Genomic DNA, 22554 nt, shown 5'->3' on the forward strand with positions numbered 1-22554 from the left:
CGATGAAGATTGTGACGTGGAATTGCAATGGAGGACTCAGAAATAAACTTCATGCAATTGACTCACTAGAGGCAGATTTAGTTGTTGTTCAGGAATGTGAAGATCCTGCCCAGTCTACGAAGGCCTACAGAGAATGGGCCGGCGATTACATTTGGTATGGAAAGAACAAAAATAAGGGGATAGGCATCTTTCCCCGCAATGGAAATTGTGTTCGGAAAGTAACATGGTCGGGAGAGTTTACGATCGAAGGCTTGGGTTCCCATGATCGCCCTATATTCTGGCGAACTGAAGATCTGGAATTATTCCTACCATTTCGATTAAACAATAGGTTCACGTTGCTGGCTTGTTGGACAAAAGGTGGTTCAAAGGCCTTCGGGTATATCGGTCAGCTGTGGAAGTATCTTCAGATACATAAATGCGACCTCTCTGAACCGAATACTATTGTATTAGGTGACCTCAATAGTAATTCTATTTGGGATAAAGACGATCGTTGGTGGAATCACTCCAATGTAGTAGAGGAGCTGCGTGATTTGGGCTTGCAGAGCGTATATCACAACAGAAGAAATGAATCTCAAGGAACAGAAACTCAGCCTACTTTTTATCTCCAGCGAAACAGAGCTAAGGCGTATCACATTGACTATGCGTTTGTTTCAGAGAACCTTCTTTCCGGCTGCGTGTTGACCATCGGTGACCCAGATATCTGGCTCTCGATTAGTGATCATATGCCACTCGTTTTGGCATTGTCGCTAGATAATCATGTTTGATCGGCCGATCTGTCTATTGAGAGAGGCCAGTAGTCTCTCTACAATGTGAGGCTTTAAATATTTGCCAGGTTGCAGTTATGTCCGACAACAAACCAGAACTCCCCAATCACCTGTCCATCAACCCGCGCAGCCCGCACTTCGTTGAAGAGTGCTTTGAGTACGACATCGGCATCCGCTTCAAGGGGAAAGAGCGCACGGACATCGAGGAATACAACATCAGCGAAGGTTGGGTGAAGATTTCTTCTCCGACGACTAAGGATCGCTTTGGTCGTCCGCTGCTGATTAAGCTGAAGGGTGAGGTTGAGGCGTTTTACAAGTAAGCGCTTAGTCCCGCATCTGATAGCAAAGAAACCGCCTTTTGGCGGTTTCTTTGGTTTTATAGGTCGGATTACCGGTGTTGGCAAAAGAGAGGTTTAGATGCGGGAGGTCGTAGGCGGGTTGTTCCAACCCGTATCGCCAAAGCTGCGCGTATGGCTCCTACAGGGGCGGCTCAGGCGGCGATGCCGCCTTTGTGTTGGTAGTGTGAGAAGAGCATGGTCTTTTCATCTACCAGGCAGAAGACTGCGATTGCTTCATCATTCCTCATCATCGCCTTTGACGCTGCTTTGGCAGCTGCTTCGTTTTCCCAGACGATGAACTCAATCCAGTGGCCGTTTTCTTCGCTGTAGTAGTAATCCCTTGATTTGAAGCCTTCTGCAGTCTGTACGACGGCGTTAAGGTTGGCCATGGCGGTCTCCTGAGCGGCGAAATCGACGTCTGCGCGGAACTGCAGTGCGATTATTTCGAAGCTGTTGTTCAGGTTGGCAGCGGTGGCATTAAGAGTCGTGTGCATATCCGTATCTCCGGTCTGTTCTGTTCAATTCGGTTCAAGTCAATTGTCGGGGGGTTGCTCCCGAGTTGTGTGTGCGCCTTTGTCTTGGCACAGATTCAGAGTAATCTTATAACCGACGCTAAATGTCGGTTATTTTGTTAGGCTGTGAACATCGAACTAACGCAGGCTGTTTCAGGAGAAAGATACGCGTGGCGAAAGGGAGCTTACTGAATAAGCAGAATCGCCTGGATCGTCTGGTCGGATTGTTACGGCAGGATGAGGTATGGACGATGAAGCGCCTCGCTGAACAACTTGAGGTGAGTGATCGTACGCTGCTGCGTGATATCAATGAGCTGCGTGAGCAGGGAGTGCCGATTGAAGCCGAGCGCGGCCCCGGTGGTGGTGTCAGCCTGAGTCGTCGCTGGGGTGTCGATAAGCTGCGGCTGAATCACGAAGAGGTGATCAGTATGCTGGTGTCGCTGGCGATTACAGAGACGCTGCAAAGCCCGTTATTGGCAGAACCTGTGCGCAGTGTTCGACAGAAGATGACGTTGGGTTTACCAGAGCATCAGCGTCAGGTGGTCAATCAGTTACGTAAACGTATTCTGGTGGGTGATCCGGCATCAGGGCAGGTCACACAGACCTACAGCCAGCCCAGTGCAGCCATTACCAGGCAGGTAACGACCGGGTTCTTTGAGCTGGAGATGCTGGATATTGAGTATATCGCGGGCACGGGGGCAGTGACTGAGCGTCGGATCGAACCTCAGTATTTGTTCTTTAATTGGCCGGTCTGGTATCTGCTGGGTTGGGATCACTTGCGTGATGCGCCAAGGGTGTTCCGAATTGATCGGATGCAGAAGGTGAGGCTGGCAGGTAAGGTATTCAGGCCCAGGTCAAAGTCGCTGATTTTGCAGGGGCTGGATGATTATTATCGGTTGTTGTGAGGGGGCTTCAGGCTTTTCGCCGTTAGCAAAATGCGCTGAACGGCTCCTACGGGAATATGCATGGCACTGGACTCCCGCCTTTGCGGGAGTGACAAACTTGGTTCAGAACTTATCCGCGAGGCTTCGTCTGTTCGCGAATATTTTTTGTGCAGGCCGCACAGGTTCCCATTCCAAGTCGCAGTTGCAACTTGTAAAACCGAAAAATAGGGCCTGATCCAATTCTGGTGTAATCAAACTTTACTGGAAGGACTCGATCTGGATCATCAAAACCGTCCTCAAAAGGACTGATACCACACTCCTGGCAGCGAACAGTACGTCGAAGCTGCACTACCGCGAAAATAATGAATGGGACGACTAAGAATAGTGCGGCTAGTGGGATGTTGTTATTCACGATTACCTTGTGCAGCATGAAGATCGATGCTGCACCAGAAGCGACGAGTGCGAGTTTTAAAAAGTGCATTTGATGTCTCATTGAATGGCCAATACTTCAAACGTTGAACCCGTAATGGGTGCCATCAGGCAGTTCGATATCAATTTTCAGCTTGCCACCAGATGCTTCAACGTATCGTTTTAGCGAAGAGAGCTTCAGGTCTCTGCCCGGCTTTTCCATATCGGATACCGTCGGCTGTTTGACTCCAAGCGCTTCTGCGATCTGGCCTTGAGTCATATTCATTTTTTCGCGTAGCTCAGCCAGGTGAATATCAAGGAGGGTATCAGCTGCAATCTTCTTTGCCTTTACGACGACTTCAGGCTTTTCATTAGCAATGATGTCTTCAAGCTTCATTGTGTTTACCTCGACTTCAATCTGTTCAGATGTTCGGTAAATTCCCGATCAGCAATCGGGATCATAGTTTTATAAAACCGCTTCTCGTTTCCGGTTTTGTTTCCTGCGCAGAGCAGAATGGCTTTGCGTTCTGGGTCAAAGGCGAAGAAGGCACGTATCGGGTCGCCTTTGCTTTGTACCCTGAGTTCTTTCATGTTGCTGTGGACTGAGCCTTTGACGGTATCTGCGTATGGGCGTGGCAAACCAGGCCCTTGTTCTCGCAATACCAACATGGCCGCAAGCACGTTAGCTCGGTCGGTATCGGAGAGGTCTGCGTACCAATCATCAAACCAGTCGGTTGTTTCAACACTCCACATGACGAATCCTTGTCTGTATAGGTTTTAGTCTATATAGGTTTTGGTCTATGTCAATCGGTTGTTTGAGAGACGCCTAAGAGGGCGGTGTTCGCAAAATAGGGCTTTAGATGGGGTAGGACGTAGGCGGGTTGTTCCAACCCGGTTCGCCAAAGCTTCGCGTTTGGCTCCTACAAGGGGAGCGCAGTTAAACCTTAAACCCGGCAGGTCTGTCGGGGATAAGATCCCCTCCTACAGGCGATGGCAGTAGCCTGAAAGAAACGAGATATAAAAAAACGCCAGGTCTTTGCAGAGCTGGCGCTTTTGTTTTCAGAGCGGTGTCGCTGATTACAACGCTTTGATCTTTTCGATCTGGTCGTTGAGTTTGGCGATGTCACGCTCGAAGCCGGCGGCTTTTTCTTTCTCTTTTTCGATCACGGCTTCTGGTGCTTTATCAACGAACCCTGGGTTACCCAGTTTGTTCTGTACGCGCTCCAGTTCTTTGCCGAGTTTTTCAATCGACTTGGCCAGACGCGCGACTTCTGCGTCTTTGTCGATGAAGCCAGCCATGGGTACGAGTACTTCCATGTCGCCAACCAGTTGGGTGACAGACATTGGTTCTTCGTCGCCTTCGTTCAGCCAGGTCAGTTTGTTGAGCTTGGCGAGTTTCATCAGGAAGGCCTGGTTTTCTTCAGCGCGGCGGAAGTCTTCGTCGCCGCCGTTTTTGAACAGCAGTTCCAGTTCAAAGCCTGGGGCGATGTTTTTCTCAGCGCGGATGTTACGCACAGCGGTAATCACGTTCTGCAGCCATTCGATGTCGGCTTCTGCGCCTTCGTCGATCAGTGCTTCCTGTGGCTCTGGGTAGGCCGCCAGCATAATGGTGTCGCCTGATTTACCCGCGAGGTCTTTCACCTGATGCCAGATAGACTCGGTGATGAATGGGATGATCGGGTGCGCCAGTCGCAGAATGGCTTCGAGTACGCGTACCAGTGTACCGCGGGTGCCGCGTTTCTCTTCTTCGGTGGCGTTCTCATCCCACAGTACTGGCTTAGACAGCTCGAGGTACCAGTCGCAGTATTCGTTCCAGATGAATTCGTACAGCGTCTGTGCGGCCATGTCGAAGCGGTACTGGTCCATATGGCGGCGTACTTCGCTTTCGGCGCGCTGCAGGCGGGAGATGATCCAGCGGTCTGCCAGTGACAGGGCGGCATCTTCACCGTTCACGCCGCACGCGGCTTTCATGGCGTCGGTGATTTCGATCAGGCCGCCATCTGCGTTTTCGACGGCTTCTTCGCCCGCTACAGACAGCATCACATAGCGTGAGGCGTTCCACAGCTTGTTGCAGAAGTTACGGTAGCCTTCGAGGCGCTTCATGTCCCAGTTAATGTCACGGCCGGTCGAGGCCATAGCAGCGAGGGTAAAGCGCAGGGCGTCGGTGCCGTGTGGCGCGATGCCTTCCGGGAATTCTTTTTTGGTGCGCTTGCCGATTTTCTCAGCCAGTTGCGGCTGCATCATATTGCCGGTGCGCTTTTCCATCAGGTCGTCGAGGGAAATACCGTCGATCATATCCAGCGGATCGAGGACGTTACCCTTAGACTTCGACATCTTCTGACCGACTTCGTCACGGATCAGGCCGGTCACGTAGACGGTTTTGAACGGTACTTGCGGCTTCCCATCGTCGTCTTTGATGAAGTGCATGGTCATCATGATCATGCGCGCTACCCAGAAGAAGATGATGTCGAAACCGGTAACCAGAACGTCGGTCGGGTGGAAGTCGAGCATGCGCTTGGCGACCTCTGGGTCGTCCAGGTTTGGCCATCCCAGCGTACCGAAGGTCCAGAGAGCAGAGGAGAACCAGGTGTCCAGTACGTCTTCGTCCTGAACCAGTTCTACGTCGTCAGCCAGTTTGTTGGCAGCGCGTACTTCGGCTTCGTCGTGGCCAACGTAGACGTTGCCTTCTTCGTCGTACCAGGCTGGGATACGGTGACCCCACCACAGCTGACGGGAAATACACCAGTCCTGAATGTCTCGCATCCAGCTGAAGTACATGTTTTCGTAGTTCTTAGGTACGAATTGAATGTCGCCGTTCTCAACCGCTTCAATCGCAGGCTTCGCCAGGGTTTTAGCGTCGACGTACCATTGGTCAGTGAGCATCGGTTCGATGACAACGCCGCCACGGTCGCCATACGGCACTGTGAGGTCGTGGTCTTTGATTTCGTCGAGCAAGCCCGCTGCTTCGAAGTCTGCAACGATGGCTTTACGCGCAGCGAAGCGCTCCATGCCACGGTACTTCTCTGGAATGCTGGCCTTCACGTCTTCGTTGACACTGCCGTCGGTATTGAATACCTGCGGCACGTCACGCACGTCGGCGTTGAAGGTGAAGATGTTGATCATTGGCAGGCTGCAGCGTTTGCCGACTTCATAGTCGTTGAAGTCGTGTGCTGGGGTGACCTTAACGGCACCGGTGCCTTTGTCCATGTCGGCGTGTTCGTCGCCAACAATCGGAATGCGACGGTCTACTAAGGGCAGAACGATGTCTTTACCGATCAGATCTTTGTAGCGCGGATCTTCCGGGTTAACCGCAACACCGGTATCGCCCAGCATGGTTTCTGGGCGAGTAGTCGCAACAACGATGTAGTCTTTGCCTTCAGAGGTTTTCAGGCCATCGGCAAGCGGGTAGCGCAGGTGCCACATGTGACCTTTCTTGTCTTTGTTTTCGACTTCGAGATCGGAGATGGCGGTGTGCAGTTTCGGGTCCCAGTTGACCAGACGCTTGCCACGGTAGATGAGGCCGTCTTTGTACAGACGGATAAACACTTCCTGAACGGCTTTGTAAAAGCCATCGTCCATGGTGAAGCGCTCGGTTTCCCAGTCGACTGAGTTGCCCAGTCGTCGCATCTGGCTGGTAATGGTACCGCCAGACTGTTCTTTCCATTCCCAGACTTTTTCGAGGAATTTCTCACGGCCAAGTTCGTGTCGGTCTGGCTGGTTTTCAGCGGCGAGCTTGCGCTCAACAACCATCTGAGTAGCAATACCGGCGTGGTCAGTACCGACCTGCCACAGTGCTTTCTGCCCCTGCATACGCTTGTAGCGGGTGAGGGCGTCCTGGATGGTGTGCTGGAAGGCATGACCCATGTGCAGCGAGCCGGTAACGTTCGGCGGCGGGATCATGATGGAGTAACCGTCTCCATCAAGGCCTTCCTGATACGGTTTGAAGTAACCTTTCTGTTCCCACTCCTGATACCAGGACTGTTCAATTGCGCTGGGCTTGTACGTCTTATCCATTACTCGCTGCTACTCATATCGGACTTGAAAAAATGAGCAGCAGTATACCGGAATTGAACGCGGCCGTCAGAGGTCTTCTTTGTTGTTGAGCATGTCGCGTACGCGGGCACGAAGGCGGCTTTTGATCATGGGCATCAGCTCTTCAACGAGCTCATCGACCATGCGCTCACGCTGGAGCAGGGAGGTCAGCGACGCTGTGGTTTCGGCCATGTTGGCATCCAGCTCAGCACGCTTTGAGCTCAGTGCTGTTTCGCTGGCACCCGGGATCGGCGTCATTGCGGGCGTTTCGGTTTCCTGGCCGCGATTGATCTTGTCGAGGATCTGATTCAGCGGGCTCAGGCCACTGGGAGGCGCTTGCTTAGGTTCAGGTTGAGGTGCTTCAGGTGCGCGTTCAACAGGAGGCTGCGGCTTTGGTACTGCACGCAGTGACGCTGGCTGAGAGGCGACGTCATTAACTGTTGGAATATCTGTAACCGTCGGAATGTTGCTGAGATCAAGTTCAGCAGGTTCGTTGACGGTAGGGATGCTTCCGTCGAACAGGTCATCCAGAACCGGAATGTCATCCGCAGAGGAGCCAGATGAAGTCGGGTTATCAAGCACCCGTTGCAACATCTCGAGTTCGGCCAGAAGGTCTTTTGGCTCTTCCTTGTTTTTCATCAGCTCATTCTCATATCGTTGTGCGTCACCGGGTATCCCCGATCTTTCAGAAACCGGAAGTGTTGGCGCGTGTAGGCCAGAATATCGTCTTTCTGAACGACAATTTCTACCAGTCTTTCAAAACGGCTGAAAAAAGCCGGTAATTCAGCGCTCAGGTTAATAATGACATCGTGGTGATGTCCGGGTTCCTGAGCCCAACCAATGCTTACCGGACAGTCTACAGGTGCGTCTTTTGCTGTCAGCAGCGCGTGCGGTACAAAGGCGTCTGCCCGGAATTGCCAGAGCATATCATCGAGTTCTCTGGCTTTCTGCTCATTGTCCACCTGAAGCAGGATTTTATGACCTTTCTGCTGAATCTGTTCTACCAGCCGACAAGCGAAGAACCACTGATCATGGTCTGCCTGGCCACCTAGTATGTAGAAGTCTGCTCGGGTCATTACGAATCTTTCTGCCTGCGAAACCGGTGTAATACTACGTCGATTTCGAGTGTCAGTGAATCAATTGTCTGGAGTTTTTCTGCGCGTTCCGGACTTACCTTCCAGCGATGCGGTGTCATATTGAACAATGCGACCAGGGGATCACCACCGGGCACCGTTACTTCGTAGGTCAGCTTTTGCTCATCGACTGCGATGAAACCGGCATCTGCCATCTTCGGAACCGGCGTAAAACTCTCAGCCTTCACTTCATCGTAGATGACTTCCCGCAGTTGCATCAAATGCTGGGGGCCGGTGTTAACGGTAATGATTTCACCGTCATCCGCAAGCGCATGATCCAGGCCCTTAGGCATGAGCGGGGTAAACAAGCTGATAATGGTTTTTATACTGCGGGCGGAAACCGGAGGCCGCGCGCCACTGGCGACCAGCCAACGGATATCTTTTGTACGTCGGCACGCCCCTTTGATGGCTTCGCGGGAGATATCCAGACCGATGACTTCACACCCTGATTGCTGCTGGAGGCGATGAGTGTAGTAGCCCTCACCGCAGCCTATATCAAGCACGGGGCCTGTCTTTACCAGTGCATTCAGAGCGTCTGAAATCGGCTCATAGATTCCGGAATCCAGAAACGCTGTACGCGCCCGGACCATATCTACGTCATCTCCCGGATTTTTCGACTTTTTCTGGTTGACCAGCAGCAGATTGATGTAACCCTGCTTCGCTGTGTCGTAGCTATGGCGGTCAGGGCATTGCCACTGGTTACCCTGAGCTGTCAGGGGTTGCTCGCATTTGGGGCAGATAAGCCCGGAGGCAGAGTCTTTCATCAGGCGAGTAATTCAACCAGCATTGCTTCGTAGATGTCGGTCAGTGTGTTCAGATCATCGGCGCTGACGTGTTCATTGACCTGGTGGATGGTCGCATTGATCGGGCCAAGCTCGACGACCTGAGCACCTGTCGGAGCAATAAAGCGTCCGTCTGAAGTACCGCCAGATGTTGATAGTTCGGTCTCGCGACCGGTGACGTCTTTAATCGCTTTAACAGCAGCTTCGACTAAAGCGCCTTTGTCAGTAAGGAAAGGCTGGCCGCTCAGTTTCCAGTCGATGTCGTACTCAAGACCATGCTTGTTCAGAATCGCTTCGGTGCGTTCTTTCAGAATATCTGCGGTCAGTTCAGTCGAGAAACGGAAGTTAAATACGACTTCGCATGTACCCGGTATCACGTTAGTCGCCCCGGTACCTGCATTAATGTTTGAGATCTGGAAGCTCGTTGCAGGGAAAAAGTCATTGCCCTGGTCCCATTCTTCTGTGGCTAGTTCTGCTAAAGCCGGAGCAGCGATATGCACTGGGTTTTTCGCGAGGTGGGGGTAGGCAACGTGACCTTGTTTACCTTTGACCGTAAGGACGCACCCAAGAGAACCGCGACGCCCATTCTTAATAACGTCACCCACCAAGTTCGTGGAGGATGGCTCCCCAACAACGCACATATCGATTTTCTCGTTGCGGGCTTCCAGCGTTTCAATGACTTTAACAGTACCATTGTGCGCCGGACCTTCTTCGTCAGACGTAATCAGGTACGCAATTGAACCTTTGTGGTCAGGATATTTTTCAACAAAGCGTTCGGTGGCTACCAGAAATGCAGCCAATGAACCTTTCATGTCGGCAGCACCTCGGCCATGCAACATGCCGTCGATGATTTTCGGCTCAAACGGCGGGTTGTCCCAGTTGGCTTCTGGTCCGGTAGGCACTACGTCTGTGTGCCCAGCGAAGCAGACAACCGGCTGGCTGTTGCCTTTACGCGACCAGAAGTTATCTGTATCACCGAAGCGTAATGGCTCGTTGTTGAATCCGAGAGCGGCAAGGCGCTCCATCATCAATGCCTGGCATCCTTCATCTTCAGGTGTCACGGATGGGCGGGCGATCAGATCAACGGCAAGTTGCAGCGTCGGTGTCATGGTGGTTCCTGCGTTTTTGATGTTAGTTATTGTGATTCAGAGGCGTGAATCATATCACACAGGGGGTGTATGAGGCGTTTGTTCGCTTGCCGCGAGTACATCTGGCCCATACCATAACAGTCTCTTTACAAATGTATGTGGACTTAGAACTTATGACCGAGAGCCTTTCGCGCGAGCAACTTAATACCGTGATGGATGAAGCTGATCTTCTGAAAAGCAAAGAAGAAGTCGAAGCTGCCCTTGATACTCTGGCGGCTGACATCACAGCGCGGCTGGCAGACAAGATGCCTGTGGTTTACAGCATTATGAATGGTGGACTCGTGGTTGCTGGACAACTGCTGACGCGGCTGAAGTTTCCTCTGGAGCAGGGGTACATGCATGCGACCCGTTATCGTGGGGAAACCTCGGCTCAGGCTGATCTTCAATGGCAGGCGCCACCATCCGTGCCCATGGATGGCCGTACCGTGCTGATTGTCGATGATATTTTTGATGAAGGCTACACGCTGGAGGCAGTCGTTGAGGCCTGTAAAGCACAGGGCGCGGCGGAAGTTCTCACGGCGGTGCTGGTGGATAAGCAACACGATCGCAAAGCCCCCGGTATGAAGGTCGATTTCATTGGCCTTGAAGTCGAAGATCGCTATGTTTTCGGCTTTGGCATGGACTACCGCGGTTACTGGCGTAATGCCCCCGGTATATACGCTGTAAAAGGTCTCTGATCAGCGTTTCGCCAACGCTCACCAGACCTGACGACTGAGGGAGCCAGTACCCTGTGTACTGGCATCTCTGTAATAGGTAAATCTTTCCGGCAAGGCCAGGCAACTCGACTACACTGAGATTGCGGAGGTGGCCGATTATATGAATGTTCAATTCATCAATCCCTTCATAGAGACGATTAGCAACATACTCGCAACCATGGCATCCATGACGTGTGAGCATGGCAAACCATATCTGAAAGAAGGCGAGAATCCCCTTGGAGTCGTGACAGGGCTGATCCCTATGGAAGGCGATGCGGTTAATGGTTCTCTCGCCATCAGCTTTAACGAAGACACCATCATCAAGATAAGCAGCAGCATGCTCGGCGAGGAAGTCGCGGAGTTTGACGATACCTGCAAAGACCTGACCGGTGAACTTACGAATATGCTATCTGGTGGCGCTCGTAAGCTACTCTGGGAGGGCGGGTACAGCTTTGAGATGGCTACTCCCAAGATGTTAACGGGCGACGCGCCTATCGTGCACCACGTTGAAGGGCCTGTAGTCGTTATTCCGTTCGATACAAAAGCCGGTGAGTTTTACATTGAGGTTGTGATCGGCAGCCGACTCAAACGGGCCGAAGTCGCAGGCGCGTAGCTGCAACAGACTGTTGCGATATTCGTAGTAACTGTCCTTTTTTGTGCATTTGATTCCCCTTCCTTAGTGTGTAATATGACGATTCGTCAAAAATGACGGATCGTCAAAAATGATTGTATTGCACACAGCGCTACAGACCTTGAAAGGTCTGCTCTTCAACATACGCCCCTACTGCCCCTTTCAGCAGTGGCGGATGGCGGGTTGCCCGGATTCGACGGTCATGTTGATGGACGACATGTCGCCCAAGAGTTCTACTAAGGCACCTGAGCCCGTAAAGCCTGAGCGCACCCCGCGTCAGGAAGAGAAGTGGCAGAAGCGCGAAAACACACTACTTGATCACGTTCAGTTCATCATTGATGACGTGGGTTACGCGCATTTCAATATGGATCGTCTGGTCCGCGCCAGTGATGTATCCAAGGGCACCGTCTACAACCACTTCACCAGCAAAGAGGATTGCCTCGCTGCACTCTGTTGCCGTGGGATGGAAGAACTCAAAGATATGTTCTTACGGGCGCAGGCATTTGATGGCAAGCCTCGGGAAAAAGCCCTGGCGATTCATTACGCCTACCGCCTGCATATGAAGTTGCACCCGGTGATGTCGACTGCTTTGGTGACAGCCCGCACGGCGGCCTTCGTCGAGAAAACCTCACCGCAGCGTGCTGCGAAAGTCCGCCACAACGATGAAACCCTCTTTGCAATCGCCTTTGAAGTGATCGATGCCGCCGTTCAGGCGGGTGACCTTGAGATCACAGAGGATCTGGATGCCACCGTAATTACCTTTCTGACATGGTCGACCTCCTACGGGATCAACATGTTGGAGGACACAGGATTCGAGCACACGATCAGTGATCTGCTTGAAGAAAAGAACATCGCTTTAATCGGAGCGAATGTGCTGATGGACGGCATTGGTATGAAACCTTTGTCGAGGGATTGGGATTATCGGGCAACCTGGCAGCGTATTGCCGAAGAAGTATTCCCCGAAGAAAGTCAGAAAGCTTCGCTTTAATTCAGGAGAGCGCACTATGCGTCAATGGGTAGAAAAACTGGCAACGGAACGTGCATGGTTAGTAATTGCCGCGCTGATTATTGCGGCTCTGGCCGCAGCGGCAGGTGGTGGCAATCTTTATTTTCGGGGAGATTACAAAGTCTTCTTCGAAGAAGGGTATGGCCCGCTGAATGATTTTGAAGAGATGCAGAAAATCTTCAATAAAAGCGACAGTATCGCGGTATTAGTGGTGCCTGAATCGGGCGAAGTGATCGACGAGACGATTCTGACCCTGATACAGGAATACACAGAGGAAGCCTGGCAAACGCCGTTTTCCAGTCGCGTAGATTCGCTGACCAACTATCAGAATACGTGGGCCGAGTACGACGATATGATCGTCGAAGATATGGTGCTTTATCCTGAGGAGCTAACGGAGGACGATCTTAACCGAATCCGTGAAACCGCGCTGGCGGAGCCGTCTCTGAATGGCCGCATCATTTCACCGGATACTGACGTCAGCCTGATCAATATTACGTTGCAATTGCCGGACGTCACGGACAACACAGCGAACGTCGCCAGTGTGATGGATTTTGTGCGTGATCTGAGCGCGCAATTTGCCGAGCGCTACCCGGATGTTGCTTTCTATCACACCGGAATTATTCCGATGAACTACAGCTTCGCGACCGAAGGCCAGAAAGACATGTCGACTCTGGTTCCAGCAATGCTGCTGTTGATCATCGTCCTTCTGGCGGTTCTGCTGCGCAGCGTACTGGCCATGCTCGCCACCGTCGTTGTTCTGGTACTGACCATTATGGCCACCATGGGGCTGGCGGGATGGATGGGCTTTTTCCTGTCGACGGGGACGATTAACGTACCAATTGTGGTTCTGACCATCGCGGTGGCGGATTGTGTTCACGTTGTCGCGACCATGCAATATGGCATGAAGCAGGGTAAGAGCAGAAAAGAAGCCGTGCGCTACAGCCTCGAGTTGAACTGGATGCCGATTTTTATTACCAGTGCGACGACCGCGGTTGGCTTCCTGACACTGATGATGTCGGAGTCTCCCGTATTCGCTGACTTCGGCTTTCTGTGTGCCATGGGTGTGATGTTAGCGTACGTGATGTCTGTCACTCTGTTCCCTGCATTGTTGTCGGTGCTGCCGGTCGGAGCGGGTGGCCGCGTTGACGATAAAGCGCCTGCGATGGCTCACTTTGGTGATTTCGTGATTCGTCACCAGACGCCTTTATTATGGGGCGGTGTCGCTGTTGTTGCTGTATTAAGTGCACTGGCGATGCGTAATGAAATTAACGATGTCGCAACAGAATACTTTGCTGAATCGACGGCGTACCGTCAGTCGGTTGAAAAGCAGGCCGATACGCTCTCAGGTTCACAGTCTATCGATTGGGCTATGTATACCGACGAAGCGGGTGGCATCAGTAATCCTGAGTTTATTGCAGTGATGCGCGATTTTACCGAGTGGCTTGAACAGCAACCGGAGATTGATCACGTCAGTGGCCTGTCGGATACCTTTATGCGTCTGAATAAAAACATGCACGCAGACGATCCTGACTGGTACAGAATTCCAGACGATCGAGAGCTGGCAGCGCAGTATCTGTTGCTTTACGAGATGTCATTGCCGTACGGACTTGATCTGAATAATCAGGTTAACGTGGATAAGTCTGCGGTACGTATGACATCGATTCTGAAAAATCTGGGCAGTGTTGAGATTATCTCGCTCGAAAATCGCGCCAAAGACTGGATGGATGCGAATGCGCCCGGTATCCGGCTTACTGCTGCCAGCCCTTCAGTGATGTTCTCTCACATTGGTGAGACGAATATGAAGAGCATGATTCTCAGCATGATGATGGCCCTGGTGATTATCTCGGGTATCCTGATTTTTGCTTTACGTTCACTCAGACTGGGTGTGATCAGCCTGTTCCCGAATATTACGCCGGCACTGGTTGGTTTCGGTTTCTGGACCTTTATTTCGGGTGAAATAAACCTGGGCCTTTCTATCGTCAGCTCAATGACTCTGGGCATTATTGTCGATGACACAGTGCACTTTCTGAGTAAATACAAGCGTGCACGGTTGGAGGGTATGACGACCGAAGCGGCAGTGCGTTATTCGTTTATCAACGTCGGTCGTGCACTGCTGATCACAACTCTGGTTCTGGTATTAGGCTTCTCTATGCTGGCGTTCTCGGCATTCCGCCTGAACTCAGACATGGGTATCGCAACGTCCCTGATTATTCTGATCGCACTGATTATTGATTTTCTCATCCTGCCACCCATGCTGTTGTGGCTGGATAAAGATAAGCCTGAAGCAAACGCTGAAGAGCAGACATCCCTAAAAGGAGAACACGCATGAAACTGATAACTACACTCGTGACGGGACTGGCATTGGTTGCACCTTTCGCTATCGCTGATGACGGTGGGCGAGGCCTCGAAATCGCTAAGGAGCGTAAAGCGCGGGACACCGGCTGGGGCGATTCTCAGGCTGAGATGACTATGATTCTGCGTAATTCACAGGGGGAAACCTCTGAGCGGAAAATGCGCCTGAAGAATTTTGAAATCCAGGATGACGGTGATAAAGGTCTGACGATTTTTGATGAACCTAAAGATGTCAGCGGTACGGCGTTTCTGAGCTTTTCTCACAATACGAAACCTGATGATCAGTGGCTGTATTTACCTGCACTGAAGCGTGTTAAGCGTATTTCTTCCCGCAACAAGTCAGGCCCTTTTATGGGCAGCGAATTTGCTTATGAAGATATGGGGTCGTTCGAGCCTGAAAAATACGAATTTACTTACCTTCGAGATGAACCTTGCGCTCAGGATATGACGTGTCATGTGGTTGAAAGTGATCCGGTGGATAAGTTTTCTGGTTATACCCGCCAGATCAGTTGGATCGATACCGAGCACATGCGTGCCGTAAAAACGGAATATTACGATCGTAAGAATACGCTGCTGAAAACACTGGAGCTGTCTGAGTGGAAACTCTACAAAGATAAGTTCTGGCGTGCTCACAAGCTGGATATGCAGAACCACCAGAACGGCAAGAGCACAACCATCATCACACACAGCATTGAGTTTGATACCGGGCTGAGCGAATCGGATTTCAGTCAGGCATCGCTTAAGCGTGCGCGATAAGGCAGTGATATGAAAAAGCTAATTCTGACAGCGTCTGCGTTGCTGGCAGGCGCGGGGACTTCCCCTCTGGTGAGTGCGCTCGACTGGTCGCTTGAGGCGGGCATTGAAGGACGTCGCTTCCTTGAATCCGGTGCTTACAGCGGGCAGGTCGATGATCAATGGTCTCTGACCTTGCAGCCTGAAGTCGTCTGGGATGCGGAATCTGGCAACGGGCGCTTCACCTTTGTACCTTTTTATCGCAAAGATTTTGCAGATAACGAGCGAACGCACGGCGATATTCGCGAAGCCATGTTCATGACGTGGAATGGCCCATGGGAACTGCGTGCTGGTATCGGTAAAGTGTTCTGGGGCGTCACAGAGTCTCTCCACCTTGTGGATGTCATTAACCAGACGGACTACGTAGAAGCTATTGATGGGGATCAGAAACTGGGTCAGCCGATGATTCAGGGTATCTGGTTGTCTGACGTTGGTACCTGGGAGGCGTTCGTACTGCCCGGCTTCCGGGAACGTACATTTCCGGGCGAAGCAGGGCGTTATCGCACAGAACTTCTGGTCAGTGATGATGCAGAATACCAGGCCGACGAAGAGCAGCAGCATGTTGATCTGGCGGCGCGCTGGTCATATGTGTCTGAACTGAACGGGTATCCACTGGACCTGACAGCGTCTGTATTCCGCGGTACTTCGCGAGATCCTTTGTTGGTTCCTCAGGTGGAAGTGGTCAACAGTGTGCTCACTCCGACTGAGCTGGTGCCGTACTACGCTATGCAGAATCAGATTGGTTCTACCATACAGTTTGCGCCTGAGGGGTGGTTGCTTAAGGCAGAACTCCTGTATCGCGATTATCAGATTGATACCTTACCGGGTGTGATTGAGGTGAAAGATCAGACAGCGGCCGTTGGTGGTTTTGAATACACTCTGGTTGGCCCGTTTGGGGATGCTGCCGATCTTGGCTTACTTGCCGAGTATCAGTACGACAGTCGTGGTGCAGACTATTCTGACGCTCAGAATGATCTGTTCCTGGGTACGCGTTATGTCTTCAATGATATGGCATCGAGTGAAATTCTTGCGGGTATTACACAAGATCTCGATTATACGGGCACTCGTTTATTTCTGCTGGAAGCCAATACCCGGTTAAATCCGTCGATGACGATTGATGCGACCATTACGCTGGTAACAGCAGAAGAGGAGTCACTTGCGAGCATTTTCCGCCGTGATGATACCTTCGAAGTGGCGTTAAACTTTTTCTTCTGAGCCATTTTGCACTGACGGCCTGTCGAAGGCCGTCAGAGGCGGTAAAGAAGGGTAAAATGCAATATCAGTCGCTCTGCTGAGGCTCTATCATTGGGCTCAGATTATTATGGAGCTTCTTCCGTGAGCGGACCCCCTTCCTACCTCTCTGGCCGGTCGACAAGACTGGCGTCCCGGCTATTTCTGCTTTCTTCTGCGGTCATGGCGCTACAGGGTTGCAGCAGCGTCGCTGTCTCTGAACCTGACCCCATCGTTCTGCCTGATACGTTTACTGATCAACAACAGGTTCTACCTGCAGTCGACTGGTGGACGACGTTCAATGACAGTGAGCTTAATGAGCACGTAAACGATGCTCTGCAAGGCAACTACAGCCTGCAGGCCGCAGAGGCGCGCCTGCGCCAGAGCCTGGCTCAGTTGCGGGGCTCGCGCAGTGATTACTATCCAGAAGTAAATGCAGAGCTTGGTAAAAGCCGGGAATGGACCAGCGAAGACTCAACCACGGATACCTGGTCGGCCGGCTTAACCGCTAGTTATGAAATCGACCTATGGGGTGGCATTCGTGCAGGTGCGGCAGAGTCCCGTTTCAGTGCCGATGCCAGCGAAGCGGCGTACCGTACGCTGGCAAACACCGTGGCGGGTGAAGTTTCGACCTATTGGCTGGGGTTACGAGTTCAGGCCGGAAAGCTTCGTCTTCTCGAAGATCAGAAGCAACGTCTCGCAACTGCGCTTAAGGTAGTCGAAGGGCGTAAACGTCGAGGTCAGGCAGCGTTGACGGATGTCTGGCAACAACAGCAGCTCGTTGAGTCTCTGAGTGTTGATATCATCGAAGCTGAAGCACAGCGTGATATCTATCTGCAGCAGCTCGCTCTCTGGCTGGGTCGTGGGCAAGCGCCGCTAACTGCTGATATGGTGTCTGACCTGACACCAGTGCCTCAGCCTGATATGACACTGAATAGTGTCCCTCTGGAAGCCCTGAAAGCACGCCCGGATATTCAGGAAGCGTACGCCAGGCTTCAGGCGGCCAGTGCCGGTGTAGCGGTTGCAGCCGCGAACCGTTATCCCCGTTTTTCGCTTTCGGCAAGTTATCGCGACAGTGATGCAGATTTCAGTCAACTGTTTGATAACTGGGTAGCCAACCTTGCTGCCTCTCTGGTGTTGCCGATCATTGATGGCGCAGGCCGTCGAGCAGAAGTCGAGCGCCAGAAAGCAGCAGAGCAGGAGGCTCTCGCGGACTATAGTCAGACCGTTCTTGAAGCCGCTCAGGAAGTTCAGCAGGCGCTGGTAGAAGAGCAGCGTTACCTGAAGACGCTACAAAGCCTGACGGATCAACTTGAACTGGCACGAAAAACTCTCGAACTACAGGATTACTACTACGCGCGTGGTCAGATTGATTTTCTCGACCTGCTTAACGCCCAGCAAGAACTCCTGAGCCTTGAGTCCCAGCAACTGACCGCCCGCTGGAACCTCACCCAATCAAGAATTCAATTATACAAAGCCGTTAGTCACGGTAGATTCGGAGAAACTGACGCATGACCGATCGTAAGAAAAACCTGGCATTAGCCGGTGTCAGTATTCTTATCATTCTTGCGAGTTTTGGCGCGTGGAAACTCATTCAGGACACGGCACCTAAGCCGGGTAAAAAAGAGCGGGAGAAAATAGCGCGGCTTGTAGACGCGACGCCGCTTGAGAAAGTGGCCTCCCGTGCGTCGTGGCAAACTGGCGGTGCGGTAACAGCCTCCGACAGTGTGACTCTGGTTGCTCAGGTAAGCGGAAGAGTGGAACAGGTTTCAGCTCAGGCGGTGCCCGGTGCGCTGTTAAAGAAAGGCGCGTTATTGGCGCAGCTTGAGAAGGGTGATTATGAATTAGCGCTGGAACAGGCTCAGGCAACACTGGCTCAGGCGAAAGCGGCGCTGGCAATTGAAGAAGGACAGGTCAGCCTGGCTCAGGAAGAGTACGCGCTTTCAGGTACCGAGCTGTCGACGTCGGACCGTGCGTTGGTTCTGCGCGAGCCTCAGCTTCAGGTTGCTGAAGCCGACATGGCCAGTGCTGAAGCTGCGGTTAAACAGGCGAGAATTAATCTGGCGCGTACCGAAATTCGTATGCCTTTTGATGGTCGCTTGAGTTCCCGAGCGGTCAGCCCGGGGAGCTATGCCAGTGCAGGTAGTGAACTCTTTTCGGCCGTTGCAACTTCTGAATTCTGGGTCGAGGCGAAACTCCCCCGATCTTTCTTACCGCTTCTGGACCGTGATCACGAAGTGATCGTATCGCACTCCGCCTGGGGCAATAGAACCCGCACGGCTTCTATTCTGAACGTGTTACCGGGCGTCGACAGTGGTGACCGTCAGGCACGCGTTATTTTATCACTCAAGAGTCCTCTGGACCCAGAGTATGGCCCGATCGTTCTGGTGAATGATTTTGTCACACTGACGCTCGCGGGTCGGGAGTTTGACGATGCCTATCAGGTACGTCGTGATCGCGTTAATGACGACGGCAGTGTTTGGGTTATTAATGACCTGAAGTTACGCAAACGACAGCCTGAACTTCTTTATTCCGGGCGTGACTTTGTTTGGTTCTCGGAAGGCTTTGAGCCAGGGGACCAGCTGCTGGCCAGTCAGGTTGATGCCGCAGTTGAGGGGATGCCTGTGCGGGTTTCAGGCCAGAAATCTGACGAAAGCGCAGGAGATCAGCCATGATCAACAAGGCTGGGCCAGTCTCCTGGATGGCGCGACACGGTGTTGCGCCTAACCTGCTGATGGCATTTCTGATCATTGGCGGCATTCTTATGTCGCTGGCAATTCGTAAGGAATTTATCCCGAGTACTGAAGCCGATTATGTTTCGGTGAATGTTGCCTATCCGGGAGCGACGCCTTCAGAGATGGAGCAGGGCGTTGTCTTACCGATTGAAAATGAACTGACGGGCCTCGATGGTCTGAAAGAAATTACGTCGACGGCTGCTCAAGGCTCCGCCCGTGTTTCTGTTGAGATTGAGAATAGCGGCGACCGTCAGAAAGCGTATCAGGATATTCAGCAGGCAGTCAGTAATATCAGTAGCTTTCCGGCGGGTATCGAGCGTCCTGTAGTTAGTTTGTCCGGCCACTCTATTGATGTCATGGACATCAAACTCTTTGGCCCTCTGAGTAAATTTGAACTGAAGAAGCTGGCCGAGCAGATACGTAATGATTTACTGGCGGCGCCAGAAATTACCAACGTTGAAGTTAAAGGTACGCCTGATGAAGAACTGCACGTTGAGATCTCTCAGGCGACGCTTGAATCTTACGGCCTGACCCTTCAGCAGGTCGCGAATACCATTGCTGCTAACGCTATCGAGCAGAGCGCCGGTACGGTTCGTACCAGTGGCGGCGATATTCTGCTGACGTTGGATAATCGTATTTACTGGGCGGATGAGTTCAGTAAGTTGCCTGTGATCAGTGATGACTCAGGTGTGCTTTTACAGCTTGGTGATATCGCTACTATTTCTGATGGCTTTGGCGATACCAACCGTGAAGTAACTTATAACGGTAATCCTTCCATCGGGCTGGATATTTACCGTAGTGAAAACCAGACGCCGTTCACCGTCACCGAAGCTGCGTATCGGCAAATGGACGAAATCAAAACCCGTCTTCCTCCGGGCGTTGAACTGATCGTTACAGATGACGATGGTGAAACGTATAACCAGCGTGTCGGCCTTTTGATGAAAAATGCCGCCATTGGTCTGGTGCTGGTTCTTGTATTGCTGAGTCTGTTTCTGGAATATCGTCTCGCCTTCTGGGTCACGATGGGTATTCCAACAGCGTTCTTGGGCGCCTTGCTGTTAATCCCAGCGGCCGATGTATCCATCAATATGATCTCGATGTTCGCCTTTATTATTGCACTCGGGATTGTGGTGGATGATGCCATTATCGCCGGTGAAAATATCTTTGAGCATATGCAGCAGGGCATGGCATTTCCGGATGCCGCAGTACAGGGGGCGAGAGAAGTCGCCGTGCCTCTGGCATTCGCCATTCTGACCAACGTCGCAGCATTTTTACCGATCCTTGCGTTGCCGGGGATGATGGGGAAACTGTTCCTTGCGATCCCCGTGGTTGTTATCAGCTGCTTCCTGATTTCTTGGATCGAAGCCCTGTTTATTCTGCCTACACACCTCGCGAATCTGAAAAAGAAACCGAAAGACGCGCCGCTGAACTTTCTGGAGAAAATTCAACGAAACGTCGACAGCAAGCTTGGTTACTTTATTAACGAAATTTATCAGCCGATATTACACCGTGCAGTCCGTGCACCTGGCCTGACCTTCGCTGTCGCATTTTTCTTTCTGATGATTGCGATGGCGTGGGCTGCAAGCGGTCGAATGGGCTTCAGCATGTTCCCGCGTCTTGAAGGAGAGTTTGTTGTTGCGACGGTCGAGCTGCCTTCAAATGCACCTCTGCAGCAGGCGACGGATGTGCGCAAAAAACTGGAGCAGGATCTTCGTACCGTTGTTGCGCCATACGAAGCTGACGGGACTGAGTTTTTGTTAAGTATCGAGGGCGACGTTAATGGCACCAGTGTTGAAGTCGAAGGACAGCTGGTTGACTCGGATGCACGACCAATTCCTGCAGCAGAACTGGTGAACTTATGGCGTGAAGAAATCGGTGAAATTGCGGGTATTCGTAGCTTGACGTTTGACTCTGAGCGCGGCGGCGGTCCTTCTGGGGGCGCGGGCCTGACGGTCGAACTGCGTGGCAGCCATACCGATGTGCTGGAGCGAGCCAGTGAAGATATGGCGAATGCTCTGGCGGGTATTACTGGGGTCAAAGACATTGCGAATGGATTTAACAGCGGTAAACCTGAATGGGATGTTGAGCTGACGGATCAGGGGCGCAGTCTGGGGCTTGAGGCCGACGATGTTGCGGCACAGATCCGTGCGGCGATATACGGCTCACGTGCATTGCGCCAGCAGCGAGGTAACAGCGAAGTCACGGTATTAGTGCGTTTGCCGGAAGATGAGCGTAGCCGTGCCGCGGATATTGAGCGTTTACGTATTCTGACGCCGTCTGGAAGTTACGTACCTTTGGCAGAAGTCGCGATACTGGAGAAGGGCGTGTCGCCGTCATCCATATCACGACGCAACGGTCGTCAGATTGTGAATGTAACGGCGAACGTCGAGCCGAGAGAACAGGTGCCCGCGGTAATGACTTTGTTACGGGAGAGTATCTTCCCGGACATGCGTTCGCGTTATCCCGGCGTTGATTTCGGCTTCCAGGGGCGTCAGGCCGAAACTCAGGAAAGTATGTCGTCACTTAAGCTTTATGGCTTTTTCTCGATGCTGCTGATTTATGTCTTGCTGGCGATCCCGTTCAGAAGTTACTCGCAGCCTTTGCTGGTGATGGCGGTGATTCCCTTCGGTGCTGCAGGAGCCTTGTACGGGCACCTGATGATGGGCTATGGCCTCAGCGTGATGAGCATTATGGGGATCGTTGCGTTGGCGGGCGTTGTAGTGAACGACAGCCTGATTCTGGTCGATTTTGCTAACCGACAGCGTCGTGATAAAAAAATGAGCGCGCATGACGCGATTATTTCGGCGGGCATCCGTCGTTTCCGACCGATTCTGCTCACCACCCTGACGACCTTTGGTGGGCTTGCGCCTATGGTGTTCGAGACTTCGCGTCAGGCGCAGTTTATTGCTCCCATGGCGGTATCCCTCGGGTTTGGCATCCTGTTCACGACCTTCGTCTGTCTTCTGGTTCTGCCAGCGCTCTACATCATGTTAAGCAATGTGCTTGATAAATTGGGTCTGAGTGATGTTGTGGAGACTGATGAGGCAGGTGAAAAGGACCAGAAGCCTGTGGATATGCCTGTAAAACCAGTAGAAGCATGAACTACTGGTGA

At 52.2% G+C, this 22554-nt stretch carries 21 protein-coding genes; 12 read left to right on the plus strand and 9 right to left on the minus strand.

Going from position 1 to position 22554, the window contains the following annotated elements; translation table 11 throughout:
* Positions 1-2 precede the first annotated feature (2 nt).
* Together BW941_RS05255 and BW941_RS05260 are read left to right on the plus strand one after the other, a co-directional pair.
* Positions 3-764 (plus strand): endonuclease/exonuclease/phosphatase family protein, encoded by a 762-nt coding sequence (locus tag BW941_RS05255; RefSeq protein WP_076514601.1) that lies wholly within the window; start codon positions 3-5, stop codon positions 762-764.
* A gap of 77 nt (positions 765-841) precedes the next feature.
* The gene (locus tag BW941_RS05260) at positions 842-1084 is read left to right on the plus strand and encodes a DUF3297 family protein (RefSeq protein ID WP_076514602.1); all 243 of its coding nucleotides are present in this window, start codon (positions 842-844) and stop codon (positions 1082-1084) included.
* A 170-nt stretch (positions 1085-1254) separates the two neighbouring features.
* On the opposite strand, the gene BW941_RS05265 is transcribed toward BW941_RS05260, so the two are convergent.
* The gene (locus tag BW941_RS05265) at positions 1255-1596 is read right to left on the minus strand and encodes a hypothetical protein (RefSeq protein ID WP_076514603.1); all 342 of its coding nucleotides are present in this window, start codon (positions 1594-1596) and stop codon (positions 1255-1257) included.
* A 188-nt stretch (positions 1597-1784) separates the two neighbouring features.
* Here BW941_RS05265 and BW941_RS05270 point away from each other — a divergent pair, with 188 nt between their 5' ends.
* The gene (locus tag BW941_RS05270) at positions 1785-2519 is read left to right on the plus strand and encodes a helix-turn-helix transcriptional regulator (protein WP_076514604.1); all 735 of its coding nucleotides are present in this window, start codon (positions 1785-1787) and stop codon (positions 2517-2519) included.
* A 109-nt stretch (positions 2520-2628) separates the two neighbouring features.
* On the opposite strand, the gene BW941_RS05275 is transcribed toward BW941_RS05270, so the two are convergent.
* The 8 genes from BW941_RS05275 to dapE all read right to left on the minus strand — a co-directional run bounded on the left by BW941_RS05275 (position 2629) and on the right by dapE (position 9962).
* On the minus strand, positions 2629-2979 hold the full coding sequence (locus tag BW941_RS05275; protein WP_076514605.1) for a hypothetical protein: 351 nt from the start codon (positions 2977-2979) through the stop codon (positions 2629-2631).
* Positions 2980-3006: 27 nt separating this feature from the next.
* A complete protein-coding gene (gene proR, locus BW941_RS05280) occupies positions 3007-3303 on the minus strand; it encodes a transcriptional regulator ProR (protein ID WP_076514606.1) in 297 nt (98 codons plus the stop codon).
* Between the two features lie 5 nt (positions 3304-3308).
* On the minus strand, positions 3309-3659 hold the full coding sequence (locus BW941_RS05285; RefSeq protein ID WP_076514607.1) for a type II toxin-antitoxin system RelE/ParE family toxin: 351 nt from the start codon (positions 3657-3659) through the stop codon (positions 3309-3311).
* A 324-nt stretch (positions 3660-3983) separates the two neighbouring features.
* Entirely contained in the window at positions 3984-6920 is a 2937-nt protein-coding gene (locus tag BW941_RS05290; protein ID WP_076514608.1) for a valine--tRNA ligase, read from the minus strand.
* A 66-nt stretch (positions 6921-6986) separates the two neighbouring features.
* On the minus strand, positions 6987-7577 hold the full coding sequence (locus BW941_RS05295; protein WP_076514609.1) for a hypothetical protein: 591 nt from the start codon (positions 7575-7577) through the stop codon (positions 6987-6989).
* The gene (locus tag BW941_RS05300; RefSeq protein ID WP_068439921.1) at positions 7577-8014 is read right to left on the minus strand and encodes a DNA polymerase III subunit chi; all 438 of its coding nucleotides are present in this window, start codon (positions 8012-8014) and stop codon (positions 7577-7579) included. The genes BW941_RS05295 and BW941_RS05300 overlap by 1 nt, the downstream gene beginning before the upstream one ends.
* The gene (locus BW941_RS05305; protein ID WP_076514610.1) at positions 8014-8835 is read right to left on the minus strand and encodes a putative RNA methyltransferase; all 822 of its coding nucleotides are present in this window, start codon (positions 8833-8835) and stop codon (positions 8014-8016) included. The genes BW941_RS05300 and BW941_RS05305 overlap by 1 nt, the downstream gene beginning before the upstream one ends.
* A complete protein-coding gene (gene dapE / locus BW941_RS05310; protein ID WP_076514611.1) occupies positions 8835-9962 on the minus strand; it encodes a succinyl-diaminopimelate desuccinylase in 1128 nt (375 codons plus the stop codon). Before dapE ends, BW941_RS05305 begins: the two co-directional genes overlap by 1 nt.
* Before the next feature lie 152 nt (positions 9963-10114).
* Between dapE and BW941_RS05315 the strand changes: the two genes are divergently transcribed.
* The 9 genes from BW941_RS05315 (at position 10115) to BW941_RS05355 (ending at position 22543) form a co-directional block, all read left to right on the plus strand.
* Positions 10115-10678, plus strand: coding sequence for a hypoxanthine-guanine phosphoribosyltransferase (locus tag BW941_RS05315; protein WP_076514612.1), 564 nt, complete (start codon positions 10115-10117; stop codon positions 10676-10678).
* Positions 10679-10817: 139 nt separating this feature from the next.
* Entirely contained in the window at positions 10818-11309 is a 492-nt protein-coding gene (locus BW941_RS05320) for a chemotaxis protein CheX (RefSeq protein ID WP_076514613.1), read from the plus strand.
* Positions 11310-11418: 109 nt separating this feature from the next.
* Complete coding sequence (locus BW941_RS05325) at positions 11419-12315, plus strand: TetR/AcrR family transcriptional regulator (protein ID WP_076514614.1); 897 nt, start codon at positions 11419-11421, stop codon at positions 12313-12315.
* Positions 12316-12331: 16 nt separating this feature from the next.
* On the plus strand, positions 12332-14662 hold the full coding sequence (locus BW941_RS05330) for an efflux RND transporter permease subunit (protein ID WP_076514615.1): 2331 nt from the start codon (positions 12332-12334) through the stop codon (positions 14660-14662).
* Positions 14659-15441, plus strand: coding sequence for an outer membrane lipoprotein-sorting protein (locus BW941_RS05335; RefSeq protein WP_076514616.1), 783 nt, complete (start codon positions 14659-14661; stop codon positions 15439-15441). Before BW941_RS05330 ends, BW941_RS05335 begins: the two co-directional genes overlap by 4 nt.
* Before the next feature lie 9 nt (positions 15442-15450).
* The gene (locus BW941_RS05340) at positions 15451-16692 is read left to right on the plus strand and encodes a hypothetical protein (protein WP_076514617.1); all 1242 of its coding nucleotides are present in this window, start codon (positions 15451-15453) and stop codon (positions 16690-16692) included.
* 120 nt (positions 16693-16812) lie between these two features.
* A complete protein-coding gene (locus BW941_RS05345) occupies positions 16813-18222 on the plus strand; it encodes a TolC family protein (RefSeq protein WP_139325754.1) in 1410 nt (469 codons plus the stop codon).
* A complete protein-coding gene (locus tag BW941_RS05350; protein WP_076514619.1) occupies positions 18219-19382 on the plus strand; it encodes an efflux RND transporter periplasmic adaptor subunit in 1164 nt (387 codons plus the stop codon). The genes BW941_RS05345 and BW941_RS05350 overlap by 4 nt, the downstream gene beginning before the upstream one ends.
* Positions 19379-22543, plus strand: coding sequence for an efflux RND transporter permease subunit (locus BW941_RS05355; RefSeq protein WP_076514620.1), 3165 nt, complete (start codon positions 19379-19381; stop codon positions 22541-22543). Before BW941_RS05350 ends, BW941_RS05355 begins: the two co-directional genes overlap by 4 nt.
* The last annotated feature ends 11 nt before the right edge of the window (positions 22544-22554 follow it).

Source organism: Thalassolituus maritimus (assembly GCF_900156675.1).
Taxonomy (GTDB): Bacteria; Pseudomonadota; Gammaproteobacteria; order Pseudomonadales; family Oceanobacteraceae; genus Thalassolituus; species Thalassolituus maritimus.